The organism is Natrinema sp. H-ect4, assembly GCF_041894845.1.
Taxonomy (GTDB): domain Archaea; phylum Halobacteriota; class Halobacteria; order Halobacteriales; family Natrialbaceae; genus Natrinema.
Map to the genome: position 1 here is coordinate 12,202 of NZ_JBHDYC010000027.1, position 16,225 is coordinate 28,426.

16 protein-coding genes are annotated in these 16,225 nt (G+C 64.5%); 7 read left to right on the plus strand and 9 right to left on the minus strand.

The window, feature by feature from the left end:
• Window positions 1-17: 17 nt before the first annotated feature.
• Window positions 18-167 carry an FmdB family zinc ribbon protein gene (locus tag ACEWFR_RS21810; RefSeq protein WP_374063031.1) on the minus strand — a complete coding sequence of 50 codons (150 nt, stop codon included), beginning with the start codon at window positions 165-167 and terminating at the stop codon, window positions 18-20.
• 179 nt (window positions 168-346) lie between these two features.
• Complete coding sequence (locus tag ACEWFR_RS21815) at window positions 347-1,006, minus strand: helix-turn-helix domain-containing protein (RefSeq protein WP_374063032.1); 660 nt, start codon at window positions 1,004-1,006, stop codon at window positions 347-349.
• Window positions 1,007-1,240: 234 nt separating this feature from the next.
• Here ACEWFR_RS21815 and ACEWFR_RS21820 point away from each other — a divergent pair, with 234 nt between their 5' ends.
• Window positions 1,241-1,639, plus strand: a complete 399-nt coding sequence (locus ACEWFR_RS21820; RefSeq protein ID WP_374063033.1) for a helix-turn-helix domain-containing protein — start codon at window positions 1,241-1,243, stop codon at window positions 1,637-1,639.
• A 237-nt stretch (window positions 1,640-1,876) separates the two neighbouring features.
• Here the strand turns inward: ACEWFR_RS21820 and ACEWFR_RS21825 are convergent, their stop codons facing one another.
• The 3 genes from ACEWFR_RS21825 to ACEWFR_RS21835 form a co-directional block, all read right to left on the minus strand.
• Window positions 1,877-3,799, minus strand: a complete 1,923-nt coding sequence (locus tag ACEWFR_RS21825; RefSeq protein WP_374063034.1) for an aldehyde ferredoxin oxidoreductase family protein — start codon at window positions 3,797-3,799, stop codon at window positions 1,877-1,879.
• Between the two features lie 266 nt (window positions 3,800-4,065).
• Window positions 4,066-4,251, minus strand: a complete 186-nt coding sequence (locus ACEWFR_RS21830; protein ID WP_098724422.1) for a DUF1328 family protein — start codon at window positions 4,249-4,251, stop codon at window positions 4,066-4,068.
• Between the two features lie 109 nt (window positions 4,252-4,360).
• Window positions 4,361-6,274 carry a bacterio-opsin activator domain-containing protein gene (locus tag ACEWFR_RS21835; RefSeq protein ID WP_374063035.1) on the minus strand — a complete coding sequence of 638 codons (1,914 nt, stop codon included), beginning with the start codon at window positions 6,272-6,274 and terminating at the stop codon, window positions 4,361-4,363.
• Between the two features lie 536 nt (window positions 6,275-6,810).
• Between ACEWFR_RS21835 and ACEWFR_RS21840 the strand changes: the two genes are divergently transcribed.
• Window positions 6,811-7,005: an HVO_0649 family zinc finger protein gene (locus ACEWFR_RS21840; RefSeq protein WP_374063036.1), complete on the plus strand. Its 195-nt coding sequence runs from the start codon at window positions 6,811-6,813 to the stop codon at window positions 7,003-7,005.
• A 275-nt stretch (window positions 7,006-7,280) separates the two neighbouring features.
• The gene (locus ACEWFR_RS21845; protein ID WP_374063037.1) at window positions 7,281-8,426 is read left to right on the plus strand and encodes a hypothetical protein; all 1,146 of its coding nucleotides are present in this window, start codon (window positions 7,281-7,283) and stop codon (window positions 8,424-8,426) included.
• Window positions 8,427-8,551: 125 nt separating this feature from the next.
• On the opposite strand, the gene ACEWFR_RS21850 is transcribed toward ACEWFR_RS21845, so the two are convergent.
• Complete coding sequence (locus ACEWFR_RS21850) at window positions 8,552-9,115, minus strand: NUDIX hydrolase (protein WP_374063038.1); 564 nt, start codon at window positions 9,113-9,115, stop codon at window positions 8,552-8,554.
• 196 nt (window positions 9,116-9,311) lie between these two features.
• Here ACEWFR_RS21850 and ACEWFR_RS21855 point away from each other — a divergent pair, with 196 nt between their 5' ends.
• Window positions 9,312-9,587, plus strand: coding sequence for a PadR family transcriptional regulator (locus ACEWFR_RS21855; protein ID WP_098724428.1), 276 nt, complete (start codon window positions 9,312-9,314; stop codon window positions 9,585-9,587).
• A 102-nt stretch (window positions 9,588-9,689) separates the two neighbouring features.
• On the opposite strand, the gene ACEWFR_RS21860 is transcribed toward ACEWFR_RS21855, so the two are convergent.
• The 3 genes from ACEWFR_RS21860 to ACEWFR_RS21870 form a co-directional block, all read right to left on the minus strand.
• Complete coding sequence (locus ACEWFR_RS21860) at window positions 9,690-9,938, minus strand: hypothetical protein (protein ID WP_374063057.1); 249 nt, start codon at window positions 9,936-9,938, stop codon at window positions 9,690-9,692.
• Between the two features lie 211 nt (window positions 9,939-10,149).
• The gene (locus ACEWFR_RS21865) at window positions 10,150-10,878 is read right to left on the minus strand and encodes a hypothetical protein (protein WP_374063039.1); all 729 of its coding nucleotides are present in this window, start codon (window positions 10,876-10,878) and stop codon (window positions 10,150-10,152) included.
• Between the two features lie 88 nt (window positions 10,879-10,966).
• Complete coding sequence (locus ACEWFR_RS21870) at window positions 10,967-11,272, minus strand: hypothetical protein (RefSeq protein ID WP_374063040.1); 306 nt, start codon at window positions 11,270-11,272, stop codon at window positions 10,967-10,969.
• 178 nt (window positions 11,273-11,450) lie between these two features.
• Here ACEWFR_RS21870 and ACEWFR_RS21875 point away from each other — a divergent pair, with 178 nt between their 5' ends.
• From ACEWFR_RS21875 to ACEWFR_RS21885, 3 genes are all read left to right on the plus strand, one after another.
• Window positions 11,451-11,840 (plus strand): pyridoxamine 5'-phosphate oxidase family protein, encoded by a 390-nt coding sequence (locus ACEWFR_RS21875; RefSeq protein ID WP_374063041.1) that lies wholly within the window; start codon window positions 11,451-11,453, stop codon window positions 11,838-11,840.
• Window positions 11,841-12,118: 278 nt separating this feature from the next.
• A complete protein-coding gene (locus tag ACEWFR_RS21880) occupies window positions 12,119-13,699 on the plus strand; it encodes an acetolactate synthase large subunit (protein ID WP_374063042.1) in 1,581 nt (526 codons plus the stop codon).
• A 423-nt stretch (window positions 13,700-14,122) separates the two neighbouring features.
• The gene (locus ACEWFR_RS21885) at window positions 14,123-16,186 is read left to right on the plus strand and encodes a hypothetical protein (RefSeq protein ID WP_374063058.1); all 2,064 of its coding nucleotides are present in this window, start codon (window positions 14,123-14,125) and stop codon (window positions 16,184-16,186) included.
• Window positions 16,187-16,225: the final 39 nt, after the last annotated feature.

A 16,225-nucleotide genomic window follows, 5' to 3' on the forward strand; every position in this document is an offset into this window, starting at 1 on the left:
TAGCGCAGGGTGTGCGTTCAGTTCGTCTGCTGTTCTGGGACGAAATCCGCGGCCGTGACCGCCGCCGCACAGACCGGACAGCCGTGTGTGAGCGTGGCCTCGCGCATCGATTCGTTGACTTCGATCTCCTGCCCGCACTCCGGGCACGTGAACTCGTATCTACTCATATCGGGGTGTAAGTCGGTGAAACGTCGATTGTCTACCGTCTAGCAGTGGATCCAGTATATATAGGGTTGCGGTTCGATGCCATCGACCCGTAGGACCCGATACGTTCATAGGCCTCGAGTCGACGGTAGCCGCCACAGTCCACTCATCCTCGATCGTCGACTCCCCGGATCGCGGTCGGTCACTCATGATCCAAAATTGCGTCCAGGAGTTTCGTCTGGGCTGCCGCGAGGTGTTCGGTGAACGTCGTCCCGGTAATCTCGAGTTCCGCGGCGACCTCGCCGGCGTTGGCCCGTTTGGGGTGTTCGAAGTAGCCCATCCGGTGGGCCGTCTCCAGCACTTCGGTCTGGCGGTCGGTCAGCGTGCTCCGGTCGACGAAGACGAGGTTTCGTTCGTCGTGGTCTTGCTGGGACTGCAGTAGCCGCTGGACGTCGAGAGTCGCGTAGCGCTCGCGTAACTCGCCGATAATGGCCTGCAGTCCGTGCATATCCGGCGCGTGAAAGGTCAGATACAGCGACGCACCCTGCGTTCGGATGTCGACTACCGGACAGTCGTGTCGCTCGATACACTCGCGGGGGCAGCCACGGCCGAGTGCGCGTTCGAAGCGGTAGACCGTGCTCGAGCCGTACGAAAAGATCGGCGAGAGGTCCGCGTCGACATCGAACTCGTCGGGATAGGACTCCGCCTCGAGCATGAACTCCTCGATCACGCGCTCGGGCGCATCGGGGTTGGTGCTCCGCGAGACGGAGTGGACCCGACCGCCCGTCTCGGCGGAGGCCTGCGCGACGACGCAGTCGGGCGGGTCGTCGATCTTTACCTCTGCGCGTATCCCCGAAGCCATCAGTCACTGCTGGGGGTGCCGGCCTCCTAAACCCACCGCCCACGGCCTGCGAGGTACGCCAAAAATGGTGCTCAAGGTAAGAGACGATTTCGGATGTGAGGTCGGCCTGTGTGCCATCCGAAAAGACGCTCGATAGCGGTTCGAACCGGTGGTTTTCGCCACTGCATATAAAGCACCCTGTATTTAGTGGGACTCATTTGGAGGTGACGGGGCCAGTACTATGGTGTATAACAGATGTCCACGACGAACTCCACTACCCGAAACCGAGGGGGGCAAAACGACGACGCCGTCGACCCGCAGACCGTCATTGCCGCGCTGGATGACGACGACTGTCGAGCTATCCTCGAGGCGACGGACGAGGACTCTCTCACGGCGACGGAACTCTCCGAGCAGTGTGACATTCCGATGTCGACGACCTACCGCAAGGTCGAAATGCTGACCGAGGCCGATCTGGTCGACGAACGGGTCCGGATCAACACCTCCGGCAAGCACGCGACCGAGTACTGCAAGAGTTTCGACAACGTGCTCGTCTCCGTCGCCGGCGGGGGGATCGAGATCGAAATGACGAAACCAGCGGCCGACCCCGAACCGGGGTCCGGCTACGCGTCGACGCCCGTGACTGCCGACGACTGAGCCGAACGCGTTCGCCGGTGTGCTCTCGTTCGTGGCGAATGTATCTCGTGTCAGACTCGTTTTTTCGTCTCCGGCCTGTCAATCGGTGTATCTCGAACCGATCGTACGAACAGACCGATCGAAATGTATACCGACGAGAGCCGGCGCGACCGCGTCGAGACGCGGGTGCGGAGCGCGATCGATCGCCGACGATACGGAGACGGCCGTGAAAAACGGGTCCGCGATACGGGTCCGTGATCAGTCGTCGCTCGAGACCGCTGCACCGGTGTCGCCGCTGACGCCGGTGCCCGGCCCGAGATCGATCCCGAGTTCGTCGAGTTTCTCGTCGGGGACGACGCCGTCGACCCAGCCGCGGTAGTCGTAGTACTCCTCTTTCATCTCGTCGAGTTCGCAGTACTCGCCCTCGCTCGCGCCCTGTCCGCGGATGCCGTCCTCGAGGAAGCGCGCGGGCAGCGAGTCGTCCGCCGCGTCGAAGCCGTTGAGGTTGTTGTAGTATCGTTCGAGGGTGTAGACGCGTTCGCCGGCCTCGAGCAATTCGTCTTCGGTGACGTCGCGGCCGGTCATCCCGTTGTACTGCAGGACGTACTCCTCGATTCCCTCGGCGAAGGCGTTGAACTTGCAGATGTCGAAGGAGTCGCTGATGGCGTGGAGGTCCTGGAACTGCGCGGTGAGTTCGCCCTTGCCCTCGTACTCGTAGGGGTCGACCTTCTCTGGGACGCCCAGAATTTCGGCAGCGGGGGTGTACCCTCGCAGGTGGCAGGCCCCGCGGTTCGAGGTGGCGTAGCCGATGCCCATCCCCTTCAGACAGCGCGGGTCGTAGGCCGCGATGGTCTGACCCTTGACGGCGAGCGAGTTCTCCTCGGCGTCTTTTGCCTCTGCAACCCGGCGCGGCCCCTCGGCCAGCAGATCCGCGAGGTCGTCCTCGCGGTGGGCGATTCGCTCGATCATGTCGATCATCGTCTCGTAGTCGCCCCACTCGAGGTCGCCTTCCTCGAGTTTGCCCTCCTCGGACATCTCCATGGCCATCGCCATCATGTTGCCCGCGTCGATGGTGTCGACGCCCATGTCGTTACAGCGGTCGATCATGAGCGCGACGGCGTCGCGGTCGGTGTGGCCGGAGTTCGGCCCGAGCGCGTACGCCGATTCGTACTCGTAGGACTCGGTGCGGACGTTCATCTCCTCGCCCTTGTGCATCGTCGTCACCTCGACTTCCTTCTTGCAGGCGACCGGACAGGAGTGGCAGGTCGGCTCGTCGACGAGGATGTTCTCGCGGACGTTCTCGCCGGAGACGCGCTCGGCGTCGATGTCGACATCTTCCGCGTCGCGCATGGCTTTGGTCGAGGTGTAGCGCCCGTTTTTTGTCGGGAGGCCGTCCATCTCCTCACCGATGTTCATCAGGACGTTCGTCCCATACATCGAAAGTCCACCCTCGTTTGGTGCGGTGACTTCCGACTCCTGAATCGCCTGCATCGCCTGCTGGTGGCCCTCTTTGAAGGTCTCCGGATCGGCCGGCTTGGGCATCTTCGTCGTGGACTTGACGACGACGGCCTTGAGGTTCTTCGACCCCATCACGCAGCCCGTGCCGCCCCGACCCGAGGCCCGGTCGTCCTCGTTCATAATACAGGCGTACTTGACGCCGTTCTCGCCGCCGGGACCGATCCCCATGATGCTCAGGTTCTTGCCGTAGGAGCCCTCGACTTCCTCTTCGATGGTGTCTCGCGTCTCGTGGAAGCCGTTCCCCCAGAGGTGGGAGGCGTCCCGCAGTTCGACCTCGCCGTCCTCGATGACGGCGTACACCGGCTCGTCGGCCTCGCCCTCGAACAGCAAGCCGTCGAAACCGGCCCACTTGAGCCGGGCACCCGACCAGCCGCCGTGGTGGCTGTCGGTGACGGTGCCGGTCAGCGGCGACTTCGTACAGACGGCGATCCGGCCGCTCATCGTGACCTGCGTGCCCGATAGCGGCCCGTTCATGAACGCGAGCAGGTTCTCGGGCTCCATCGGCTCGACGTCCGGCCCCTGGTCGAAGACGTACTTTACCCCGAGTCCCCGCGCACCGATATACTTCTCCGCGTCCTCGTCGTCGATCGACTCGTACGCGACGTCTCCGTCCGAGAGATCGATGCGGGCGACCCTGTCTTGAAATCCACCGAGTTCTGTCATGGTAAGTGCTCTCCCTTATCTACGGCGCCCAGAGTGTTAGTAATTCTCACCCGCACGTAACTGGTTTCGGTTTCTCCAGCGGAAGGAGGAAGGTCGAATAATCGCAGGAGGGAAGCGCGATTAATTCGATCATGTCACCCACGCAATCTGCCAAATATTGCGGACCTGTAACCGTCGACATTCACGTCTGGTGTCTCATAGCGGGCCGACCGAGTAGCGACTCACTGCGAGCGCGTGGCCGTCCAACCGCCGGTCGGCGTCGACAATCACAACAGGAGTGCGACCACCGCGAGAATGATGAAGATCAACACGAAGATCCGCGCGATCTCCATCGAGATCCCGGCGACGCCGCGGGCACCGACTGCGGCGGCGACGATCGCGAGGACGAAGAAGATGATCGCCCAGTACAGGAACCCACCACCGGTCTGAAGCGGCGTTGCGAGCGCGAGCATACCACCGACTCCCACGACCGACCATATAAGCGTCGGCGACCGTCCACGGTCGTTCTCGAGGCTAAGCCGGAACTACAGATCTCGAGGCGCGACTGTCACGGAATCGGTACTATGCATCGCCGAAGAACGCTCGGCAGAGTTTCGCCTCGGCCGTCCGCAGGTGCTCGTGGAAGGTCGGCCGCGAGACACCCATCGTCTGGGCGAGTTCCTCGCCCGTCGTCGGCCGGGGCCACTCGAAGTAGCCGCCGAGGTAGGCCCGCTGTAACGCGCCGAACTGGCGATCGGTCAGCGCTGCCTCGAGTCCGGCGGCGAACTCCTCGCGGGTTTCGCCGTCGCGGTCGCGCTGCTGGAACGAGACGACGTCGGTTCCCGCGTAGCGATCCTCGACGGCTTCGACGATCGACCGGACGTTCGCAGACCGGGGGATCTCGAGGGTGACGCGCGCTCGTCCGTTCTCGCTTACGATCGCTTGGGTGCGGGTACCACGCTCGGAAAGCCAGCCGACGAGGTCGTCCGAACCGGTCAGTTCGATCAGACACTCCTCGTCTCGTTCGACGATGACTCGGCAATCGACATCCGGCAACTCAGCGCCGGCTGCGGTGAGTTCGTCCGCGCTCGCGCCGGTGACGGTAAACAGCGAGGCCGTCTCGTCGTCGGTCCGGTGGACCGACCGGCGGTACTCGAGCCGACAGTCAGCCTCGGCCGAGAGGGCGACGGGCGCGAGGGACCGATCCGTCAGGTCGAGTTCGACGGCGACGACGGCGTCGGTCGCGAGCACGCGGCTGGTTTCGCGGGCGTTGACTCCGCTGGCGACCGCGCGGGCGAGCGCAGAGAGGATCACCGTTTCGCGGTCGTCGATGGCTCGATCCCGATTCGTTCGAATCGTCAGGACGCCGTACTCGATCCCGTTGTACGTCAGCGGGAACGCGGCGTGAGTCGCCCCCTCGATGGTGCCGACCGTCGGCTCACCCGTTGCGAGCGTTGCTACGGCAGGGTGATCGTCGTCCATCTCGATGGCGTCGCGATCGGGATCGGTCTCGGCGCTCGAGCGAACGTTGATCGCGCCGGTCGCGGGGTTGCGTTCGCCGATCCAGGCCCCCTCGTAGGCGTCTTCGGCCGCGATCCGGGCACAGACCTCGGACTCGAGCGTCGAGCGATCGGTCGACCCGGCGACGACGTCGGTGACGTCCTGAATCAGTCCCTCGACGCGATCGAGGATGTACTCGAGTTCCGCAGTCCGCTCCTCGAGCGCGAGTTCCGCTTCCTTGCGTGCAGTGACGTCGTTCTGGAAGCCGACGTAGTTGGTCACGCGGCCGCTCTCGTCTCGGACGGGGGCGATCGTCACCTCGTTCCAGAACTCGGTGCCATCCTTGCAGTAGTTCTTCAGTTCGACGGTGACCGGCCGCTTCTCGTCGATCGCAGCCGCCATCTCGGCGATTGTGTCCTCGTCCGACTCCGGACCCTGCAGGAATCGACAGTTCCGACCAACGACCTCGTCGAACTCGTAGCCGGTAATCTCTTGGTAGGCCTCGTTGACATAGACCAGCGGATTGTCCTCGCGGTCGGGATCGGAGATGGTGACGCCGACCGGCGCCGCCGCGAGCGCGCGGTCTTTCACCAGCCGATCGCTCGCGTCCGCCAGCGAACCCTCCGCCAGCGAGCCGTCCGTCTCGTCGGCGTCCGTCTGGGGGCCGACCACACTGCGATCGAACGTGATCGTCGCGCCGTCGGCACCCCGATGGATTCGCACACCGCCAGCGTCGCCCTCGATATCAATCCGTCTGGCGGTACCGACCGTCGTCTCGTCGATCGCCGCCGCGAGCCGATCCCAGCGGGTGCCGAGTGCGGTCGTCGCGTCCCGGTCGGCGTCGCCGATCCCAAAGGCGTCGCGGGCGGCGGCGTTCGCGTACGTCACCGTGCCGTCGTCGACCGCCACGACCGGATCGACCACGCGCTCGAGTGCACGTGCCGCTCCGGGGGTATCGTCGACGGTTCGACCGTGCTCCGCGTCGACATCATCCATAGTTACCTCTACGTGGTGACGACTAAGAATCGTTGTGATCGAACGAGAGGACAGCGGGCTGTCGGGCCGGTCTGTTGAACTTCCGCTTTCGAACGAGGTACCGATGGCCGTCTCGATCGTACGCTGCAGTGACTACAGGTCGGGGAACTCCCGCTGATAGCGGGGTGACTTGCTGGTTCGATCTGTCATCACTCGACCGCCCCAGCGGTTGTCACAACTGGATCCGCTCGCGTTTCGTGGCGTGAGAGCGGACACCGCGTCGGCTGCTGGCGTTCGGTATCGGCTTCCTCTCGTTGCATCACCGCGTTCGGATACCGTTCGAGAACTCGAACCGTTCGGTGTCGATTGCAGTCGAAAAACGGTCCACGGGTGGGTCTCGAGTATGATCTACAGCCGGCAGTTGACGCGGTTCCGAATCACGTCGTGCTCGACGAACCGGTGATTCGGATCGATAAACGCTGCTCTCGGCCGTCCGTCTCTGAACGCGATTCGCCGAGGGCTAGAATGTTATATTCTACCACGGTGTAGGATAACACATGTCAGTATACCGTTCGCCGTTCGAGCAACTCCGGGAGAAGTTCGACGAAGCAGAGCTCCGCTGTCCGGCGTGTGGCTACGTCGATACCGACGGTGGCTGGCGCGTGACCACTTCGGGCGGACGGGTCCGCTATCAGTTCGTCTGTCCGGCTTGCAACGCAGTCGAGACGCGGGAACTACGACTTGAGCAGTGACGTGCCGCGATCGCGCGACGACCCGCACGCGCGTGGCAGCGCGAGCGGCGTCGACGACTCGAGAGCGCGGTAATATTTCGGGCCACCAATCGACGGTTTCGACGCAAAATGGAAGGTAATCAACTGCTAGAAAGCCGGCAGAGTACCGGAATCGCAGGGGACCCGGACAGAAAGTCGGGACGGGACGTGCAGTCGGTCACAACGGCCGTTTTCTTCGATCTAATCTCGTAACAGTCTGCCAGTTTTAGCCCGGAAACCGTCGTCTCTCGGTTCGTATGGTTTCACGACCGCGAACGATCGGTGTCGCGTTCGTCGCGCTGTTGGTGATGCTCTCGGGGGGTCCCGCCCTCGTCGGCGCAACGACAACAGCCGCGACCGACGACGCCGAAGACATGAGCGAACCGAGCGCGACACTGCAGAACGTACAGGTCGGCACGCTGGAACTCGAGAACGTGACGGTCCAGAACGCGACAATCGAGGAACTGACCGTCCAGCAGCTAGACGTGCAGAGCGGCGAAGACGAACTCGAGCAACAACTGAACGAGACCGGCGAGAACCAGTCTACCGAAAATCAATCTGTGGGGAACCAGTCCGTAGGGAACCAGTCCGGCGAGGTGATACTCTCGGACGTTGCCTTCGAATCGCTGGCGCTCGAGAACGTCAGCCTCGACGAACTCGGCGGTGGGGACGAGAGCATGGCCGCCACCGAGACCGGAAACGAGTCCGCAACGGGCAACGAGACCGGAAACGAATCGTCGACGGAACTCCAGCAAGTGATCGACGAGGACGCCAGCACCGTGATGGTACAGAACATGACGATCGAGTCCATGAACGCCGACCAGCTGACGATCGATGACCTGACCGTCAGCGAAGGCGGCGATGGCGGTGGAATCCTCTCCGGCATCTCCGACGCCATCGGGGACCTGTTCGGTGGTGACGGCGGTGACGGTGACGGCGAGAATCAGACCGCAACCGACGGGAACGAGAGCGTCCAGGAGATCGAGTCGCTGACCATCGAGCAGTTCGACGTCGGCGAGATCACGTTCGAATCCATGACCGTCGGCTCCCTCGAGAGTCAGCAGGCGGACAACGCGACGAGCGAAAACGCGACTGCGAACGAGACGACCGAAAACGAAACCGCGAACGAAACGGGTGACAATGTGACCGCGAACGAAACGACGGCGGGCGGCAACGAAACGGCGGCAGGTGAAACCGTCTCGTCGGTTTCCGCGGGAGCGATGACGGTCGAGAACAGCTCCGTCGATACCCTCACCCTCGGCGAAATACAGGGCCTCGAGGGAGCGCTCGGACAACCGGCCGATGGTGCGGCGAACGAAACGGCAACCGAAACGAACGCGACCGACAACGAGACGAACGCGACTACGAACGAGACCGACAACGAGACGAACGCAACGGGGTGACGATCGAGGCCGACGCACCGAACGAAACGCCGTGAGGAACCGAACGGCGTGACCGGGTCGAGCCGGTCGAGCGCCACGTTCCAACGCAATCCGTTATTGTTGGGTCGGGCCGCGATCCGGATCGATCAGTCGATACCGCGATCCGGATTGATGAGTCGATAATACGAGACGGCGAGCACCGTCCGACCGTCGCGGATCTCGCCGGTGACCACGGCGTCGGTCAGTTCCTCGAGGGGGAGTTCCATCGGACGAATGCTCTCGTTGTGGTCGAGTCGCTGCTCGGCGGTCGGTCGGCAGCCGTCGGCGACGAAGAAGTGCAACACGGAGTCCGCGATCCCGTTGGCCGGCTCGACGGTCACCAGCGCCTCGAGTTCCGTGGCCTCGTACCCGGTCTCCTCGGCGAGTTCTCTCCGGGCTGCAGCCTCGAGATCGTCGTCATCGGGCTCGACTCCGCCGACGGGAAGTCCGCGGCTGATTCGCGAGACGGCCTGTCGCCACTCCTCGATGCAGACGACGTCGCCGTCGGGCGTGAACGGCAGGACGCAGACGCTCGGGGCGTCCGAGAGGTAGTCGAACTCGGATTCCGTACCGTCGGGGAGTCGAACGGATTCGTTAACGATATCGAACCCCGGACAGGAGTAGGCTACTCGACGATTGCGAGTGTCCCAGGCCAGTGGATCGGTTGGCATAGCGGCCGATACGGCGGTGAACGTCAAAAACGCGGCGTCACGGCTGCGGCGTCACGCGCGGTTGGCGGTGGACTATCGGCACCGAGCGTGCTCGGTCGATAGCGGTCCTACGGGTCGCATTCCGGCTCGAGCGACGTCGTATCCGCTCTATAACAAAGCCACAGAGCGGTGAACGTCCTCACTCAGAGGGTGATCCATGGACCAGCTAACTGGCTTCCAGCGCGACCTGTTGTACGTGATCGCAGGGAAAGACCGGCCGTCCGGGCAGGAGATTCTCGACGACATCAATAACTACATCGACCAGCCCGTCACACACGGTCGACTGTATCCGAACCTCGACACGCTCGTCGAGAAGGAACTCGTCGAGAAGGGCGAACTCGACCGGCGGACGAACTACTACGCGCTGACGCCGAAAGGCCGACGCGCGCTCCAGCGTCGCCAGGAGTGGGTCGACCAGTACGTCGACGTGTAACTCCGGGCGGCCTCCTCTCGAGAGGGTTACACCGGTAGCGCCTCGCTTCGCGGTGGGATGGGATCGCGTTGGGAGCCGGTTTGCGAACGCCCGCGACCGCCGTCACCGGGCGTCGTCGAGATCGACGACCGCCTCGAGATCCGCGGTCAGCCAGGCGTTCAGTTTCTCCGTCGTGGTGCCGTCGCATGGGACGAGCGTACAGCGATCGTCGTCGGATTCGTATCGGACGATGACGGCGTCGAACAGTACCGCATCGGCCTCGTCGGTGGGGGCAGCGTACTCGTGGGCAGTTCCGTCGTCGATCCCGTCGGCAGAGCCATCCATAGTAGTCCAGGCGAGCGTCGTCGCCACCGTCACGTAGGCGCGACCGGTACAAAACGACTGCTAGGTGTCATATAGAGCGGTTGGGTCGACTGTGTACCGCTCCCGAACCGCTACGCGAGTCGGCTCGCGGTGGCAATCGACTGGCGGGTACGGCGACCGATGGTGGAGCCGTCGAACGAGGGGCGACTCGAGTCGTCGGGTACCCACAGATGAACCGAACCGTCCGGTCGACGAACGGCTAATCGTCACCGAAGCTGACCTGCGCGAGATCCGCCTCGAGGTCGGCGACGTGCTCGTTGAAGTCGGCGACGAACGCGGGAACGTCGCCGGCCAGTCGGCGGACTTCCGGTGCCGCCGGCGGGCCGTACTGCGAGAGGAGATAGACGCCGTCGGAGCCACCGACCCGCAGATACGAGGCGAGGTCTTCTTCCCACTTCAGTTCCCATCGGGTACCCGAAATCGTCGTCGCGTAGGTACCGTACTCGCCGTCGTAGCGGTGGAGCTGACTCGCCATCGCGTTGCAGACGTCGCGGATGCGCTCGACGATTCGGTCCCGCTCGGCGACCAGTTCTGCCGTCGATTCGGCCTCCGGGAATTCGTCGGAGACATCCGCGAGAATCCCCTCGAACGAGCGGACGTACTCGTTGTAGGCCGCGACGAACGCCCCGTAGTCGGCCATCGCCGTCTCGAGGGCCTCGGGTTCGGGCGGCTGCTTGCTCGAGACGACGTAGATCTCCGACCCCGATTTCGGGTCGAATCTGAGGTACTGTACGTCGCCGGCCTCGTACTTGAGCGTCCAGCTCCCGCCGTCGGTGTTGAACGTCTCCTGCCCGTAGTCACCGCCCTGGAAGACGGCGAGTTCGCGCGCGATCTCGCCGGCGTGTGTGCGAACGCGAGCCGCGAGTTCGTCCCGTCGCTCGGCAATTTCGGCCATCCCCTCGACGTCCGCCTCGAGTCCGTCGGTCATCACTCGAGGAAGGGGGGCGAGACCCAGTAACGGTTACGCCATCACGACGGGAACGCGCAGCCGTCGTCGGACGGTGACGAGAGGCGGGTCAGTCGAAAATGCTGCTGTTGTTCTCGCTATCGTTTTCGGTCTCGTTGGTCATGTTTCCGGTCTCGTTGGTCTCGTTGGTCATGTTTCCGGTCTCATTGGTCTCGTTTTCGGTCTCGTTCTCGCCGGCCGGTTCGTCTTCGGTGTCCTGCCCGTTTCCGGTCTCCTCTTCGGTTTCGTCGTCTCCGTTACCCGTGTCGTTGTCGTCGCCACCGGGGCCGCCACAGCCAGCGACGAGCGCAGTCGACGCCGCGACACCCGTTAGTTGCAGTACCCGTCGGCGAGTCGATCGCTGCTGATCGGTCATACAGGTGAGGACACTGGCGATATGCATAAGCCGTCAGCCGTCAGTTGCGGGGGTATTGACATCCCCTGGTACGTGCCGATTACCACCCGTCTGAGATTGATTCCGTCAGATACGGTGATCGTTCGCTCGCAATCAATGTCGGCAACACATCCAAACCGAGGGCCGATGAACGACACCCATGGCTCCGATACCCGAAGAGTTCCACGACCTGTTCGAGACGGAAACGTTCGCCCACGTCGCGACGCTGACCGAGGAGGGCCTCCCCCACGTCACGCCGGTCTGGATCGACTACGACGCGGACGACAACCGGTTGCTGGTTAACACCGAACGCCACCGCCAGAAGGCGCGGAACGCGGAACGCAACTCCGCGGTCGGCGTCAGCATGACTGATCCCGACGACCCCTACCGGTTTCTCTCGGTGATCGGCGAGGTCGACGAGATTACGACGGACGGGGCTCGAGAACACATCGACGAACTCGCGCGGCGGTACACGGACAATGACGAGTATCAGACGCCGATCGAATCGGAGCGTGTCATCCTGCGAATTCGGCCGGACCGCGTCCTCTGACGCCACCAGCGGGGATGCCGGCACGCGAGCGTGCCATCGATCCGACGAGCGCCGTGGTGGTCGATAGAACGAGGCCTCCGTCCGAGGGGGTTTAGCTTGCATCACAAATGAATATAAAATGATAGGTAGGCGTATCGACTCCGTTCGATCGTGTCACACCCAGATGCGGTACCCGCGACGAATCGAACACGACCGATGGACCCGACGAGTCGCTCTGACGGCCCTCGGTGCACCCAGCAGGGGCGACCATTAATGCCAGCGGTGTAGAGGAGACATTCATGGCGACCACCGCGGATCTGCTGGTCGATTGTCTCGAGTCCGAGGGCGTCGAGCGCGTCTTCGGCGTCCCGGGCGAGGAAATCGAGGACCTGCTGTTCTCGCTTCGGGAGTCACCGATCCGGTTCGTTCCGACGCGCCACGAACAGGGCGCGGCGTTCATGGCCGACGTCCACGGCCGGCTGACCGGCGAAGCGGGCGTCTGCTGCTCGACGCTCGGCCCCGGCGCGACGAACCTCATGACGGGCGTCGCCGACGCCCAACTGGACAAGAGCCCGGTCGTCGCGATCACTGGCCAGGGCGGCCGCAAGCGACTCCACAAGGAGAGCCATCAGGCGCTGGACGTGGTCGACGTCTTCGAGCCGATCGTCGCGTGGAACACCCAGATCGCCGAGCCGGAGATCGCACCGGAGTCGGTGCGCAAGGCGTTCAAACTTGCCGAGTACGAGAAGCCGGGCGCGACCCACCTCGAGTTCCCCGAGGATGTCGCCGCGTCCGCGGTCGACAGCGAGCCGATCGAGACGCGCGATCCGGTTCGGCGACCGGACCCGGACGACGAGTCGGCCGCACGGGCGGCGCGGCTGATCACCGAGGCCGAACGACCGATCCTGCTGGCGGGCAACGGCGCGGTCCGAACGCGCGCGTCGGAGCACATCCGCGCCATCGTCGACCGAATCGGAATTCCGGTCGTCGAGACGTACATGGGGAAGGGAGCGATCTCGGACCGCGAGTCGGCCTCGCTGATGACGCTCGATTCGGGACCCGAGAGCGAGGCCGCGCGGGCGATCGAGCGCGCGGACTGCGTCGTCGCGGTCGGCTACGACATCGCCGAGCACGACCCCCAGGGCTGGAACCCGGACCTCGAGAAGACCATCGTCCACGTCGACTACGAGCCCGCGGAGGTCTACCGTCACTACAACCCGGACGTGGAGATCGTCGCCGACGTAGGCGCGGCGCTCAAGGCCATCGACGAGCAACTGTCGGACGGGGCCTGTTCGCTGTGGTGTGGCGATCTGCACGAGCGGCTGCTCGAGGCGGTGACGGAGCCGCCGGCCGAAGACGATCCGGTGACGGTGCGGAACGCCTTGCCCCTCCTGCGCGAGGCGATGGCCGACTCGGACGTGCTCGTCTCGGACGTGGGCAGTCACAAGATGGCGATCGCGCAGTCGTTCCCGACCTACGAGCCCAACACCTGCGTGATCTCGAACGGGCTGGCCAGCATGGGGATCGCCGTCCCGGGGGCGCTGGCGGCGGATCTGGCGGTCGAGGGGAACGTGGTCGCGGGCACGGGTGACGGCGGCTTCCTGATGAACGCGGCGGAACTCGAGACCGCGAGCAGACTCGACTGTAGTTTCACGACCGTCGTATTCAACGACGACGATTACGGGCTGATCTCCGAAAAACAGGAGGATCATCGGGGCGAGCACACCGGCACCGAGCTGACCAACCCCGACCTGGTGACGTTCGCCGAGAGCTTCGGACTCGAGGCCTACCGGCCCGAGGGCTGGGACGAGATCGAGTCGGCGTTCGCGGAGGCCGTGCCGTCCGACGAGTTGTCGTTGATCGAGATTCGGCTCGAGTGATGGGGTTCGACGACCGAGACGGCCGGCAGCGGTCACCCGCGTTCCGTCTCCGTCACCAAGTGTGCGCTCTCGAGCGGTGAGCCCACATCGGCCAGTAGACGCTCTCGAGCGGTGAGCCCACATCGGCCAGTAGACGCTCTCGTCACACACTCCGGGCGAACCAGTGCAAGGGAAGCACAGGAACGTCATCGGTCGACTGTGAGACGCCACCTGTGGAAGATCCGGTACCGACGGACTGTGGAAGATCCGGTACCGACGGACTGTGGAGAGCCGTCACCTGCGGATCGGACGGCACGGACAGAAGCTTCTTGACCGGATAGCCGCATCGGGGGATATGACCAGCACGGAAGTGATCGTCCGCGTATTGGGACCGGAGTCTCCGATGGGCGGTGACGGATCGTGACCGGCGACGCCACGGACGGCATGAATCGGCGGACGGTACTCGGCGCGCTCGCCGGCGTCGGCGGGGCCGCCGTCGCCGGCTGTTCGGCGTTCGAACGGGAGAGCGACGGTCAGACGAATCAGGTGGACGACGACAGGGCTCGAGCGTTGGCGACGCGGTTCGCCCCGACGCTGTACTTCGACGCGCGCGAGCCGTGGTTTCCGACGGATCCGCAGTCGTACACCAGCGAGCGCGACGGGGAGACCATCGTCACTGGCTTCGACGCGCTCGACGGCTACCACGAACGGTATCGCGAGGGAAGTCCGCCGGAGCCAACGGTGTTCTATCGGGCCGTCGAGTACGAGGAATCGCCCCTCGCCGTGGTCCAGTTCTGGTTCTACTCGGTCTTCGATCAGTTCACGACCAACTTTCACTGGCACGACTGGGAAGTGATGCACGTCTTCGTCGATACGGAGACCGACGAGCCACAGCTGTACGTCGCCAGTTCCCACTCCCGGAACGTCCCCAATAACGAATTTCTGGATCCGGATTCCGAGACGGTTCCGCGTATTCTCTCCGAACTCGGCTCGCACTCGAGTACGCTCTCGGTCAACGACGTTCCCGACCGCTTCCAGCGGGTCGCTGTCGAGAACCTGCTCGCGGACATCACGAATACGGCTATCGAAGGGGTCGAGGACCTCGCCGACATCCCGTTGGCGTACGGATTGCCGCGAGACGAGGGGTCGACGCTCCCCTATGTCGTTCCGGAGTACGAGGGCGAACCGCTCTACGACCACGAGCGGTTACCCTCCGTCAGCCGAGAGTCACTGATCCCCAACGAGCTAACCGTCCGGTCGTTCGACGCGTTGACAGCGCCGCCATCGGAACTCCCGACGCGGGAAACGGGGCTCGTCTTCCGGCACCGCAAGCGGGCAGCTGACGCCGACGTCGAGTACGATCTCGTTCCGAGCGGTGAACTCGAGCACATCACGGCGTTCACCGGGCCGCAGTTGAGCTTCGAGTTCAGCGTCCCCGACTTCCTCGAGGACGCCGTCGCCGGACACATCACGACGACCGGGACGCCGTGGGACCAGTCCCGCTACGAGAACCCGGCGGCGGATATCTCCGTTCCCAACCATCGGACGACGCTCGCCGATCGCTACGACGCGATCGGCGATGCGGCACCGATCAACACCGTCATCAGCCGCGTCACGGAAGCGGTGACGGCCGACGACGCGCCGGACGACGAAGGGCTGACCACGATCGAGAGCGACCTCGAGTCGGTCGTCCTGCTAGAGAGCGATCCCGAGGCGGTCCCGACGTTCGGCGGCGTCGCCGTCGCGCAGGACGTTCCGGCCGGCGACCATCGACTGACAGTCAACAGCGCGGGGCGAGCGCCACACAGCGAGCGCGTCACCGTTTCGGATGACGGAGCCGCGACGGCGGCCGGCGTCGACGGCGAAATCCCGCTGGTCGCCCGCGACCGGGCGACGAAGCTGGAACTCGGCGACGAAACGGGCGAGACCGACCTCGCGTCGGTGGCCGTCGAGGACGACTTCGCCGGGCGGCTCTACGAGTCGGCGGTCGACGGGTCCGACGTCGTCTACGTGCACGGCGGCGGGGCCTACACGACCGAGGTTCGGGACGGCGACGACGCCGTCGGAGCCTATCGGGTCAACCCGGACCCCGCGGCCGAATCGCCGGTTCGTATCGAGCGGCCCGAGACCGGCAAGGAATCGCTCGCGGAGTTCGTGGCGGCCGTCGCCGAGGAGACCAGGGCGGCGGTCGCGGCGGTCGGCGACAGTGAAACCGACGGCGACGGCGATGACGCGGAGAACGGGTCGTCGAACGCCGTCACGGGACTCGAGCAGTCCCTCGCGGCCGTCGTCGAATCCGCGCGGCGAGCCGCCGAGCGGGCGCGCTCGAGTGAGCGCGGGAATGCCGATACGCAACTGGAAGTGGTCCGTGAGCGCCTCGAGCGGGCGGAGAACCGGCTCGCCGAGGCGGAGGGGGACGTTCCGCCGTCGCTCTCGAACGCGACGGAGAAGCGACTCGAGCAGGCCGACCGGCGCTCCGAGCAGGCACGGGACGCCGAGAAGCTGTAACCGGCGTCTCGGACCGCTTCGACGCCTTGGCTCGAGCCC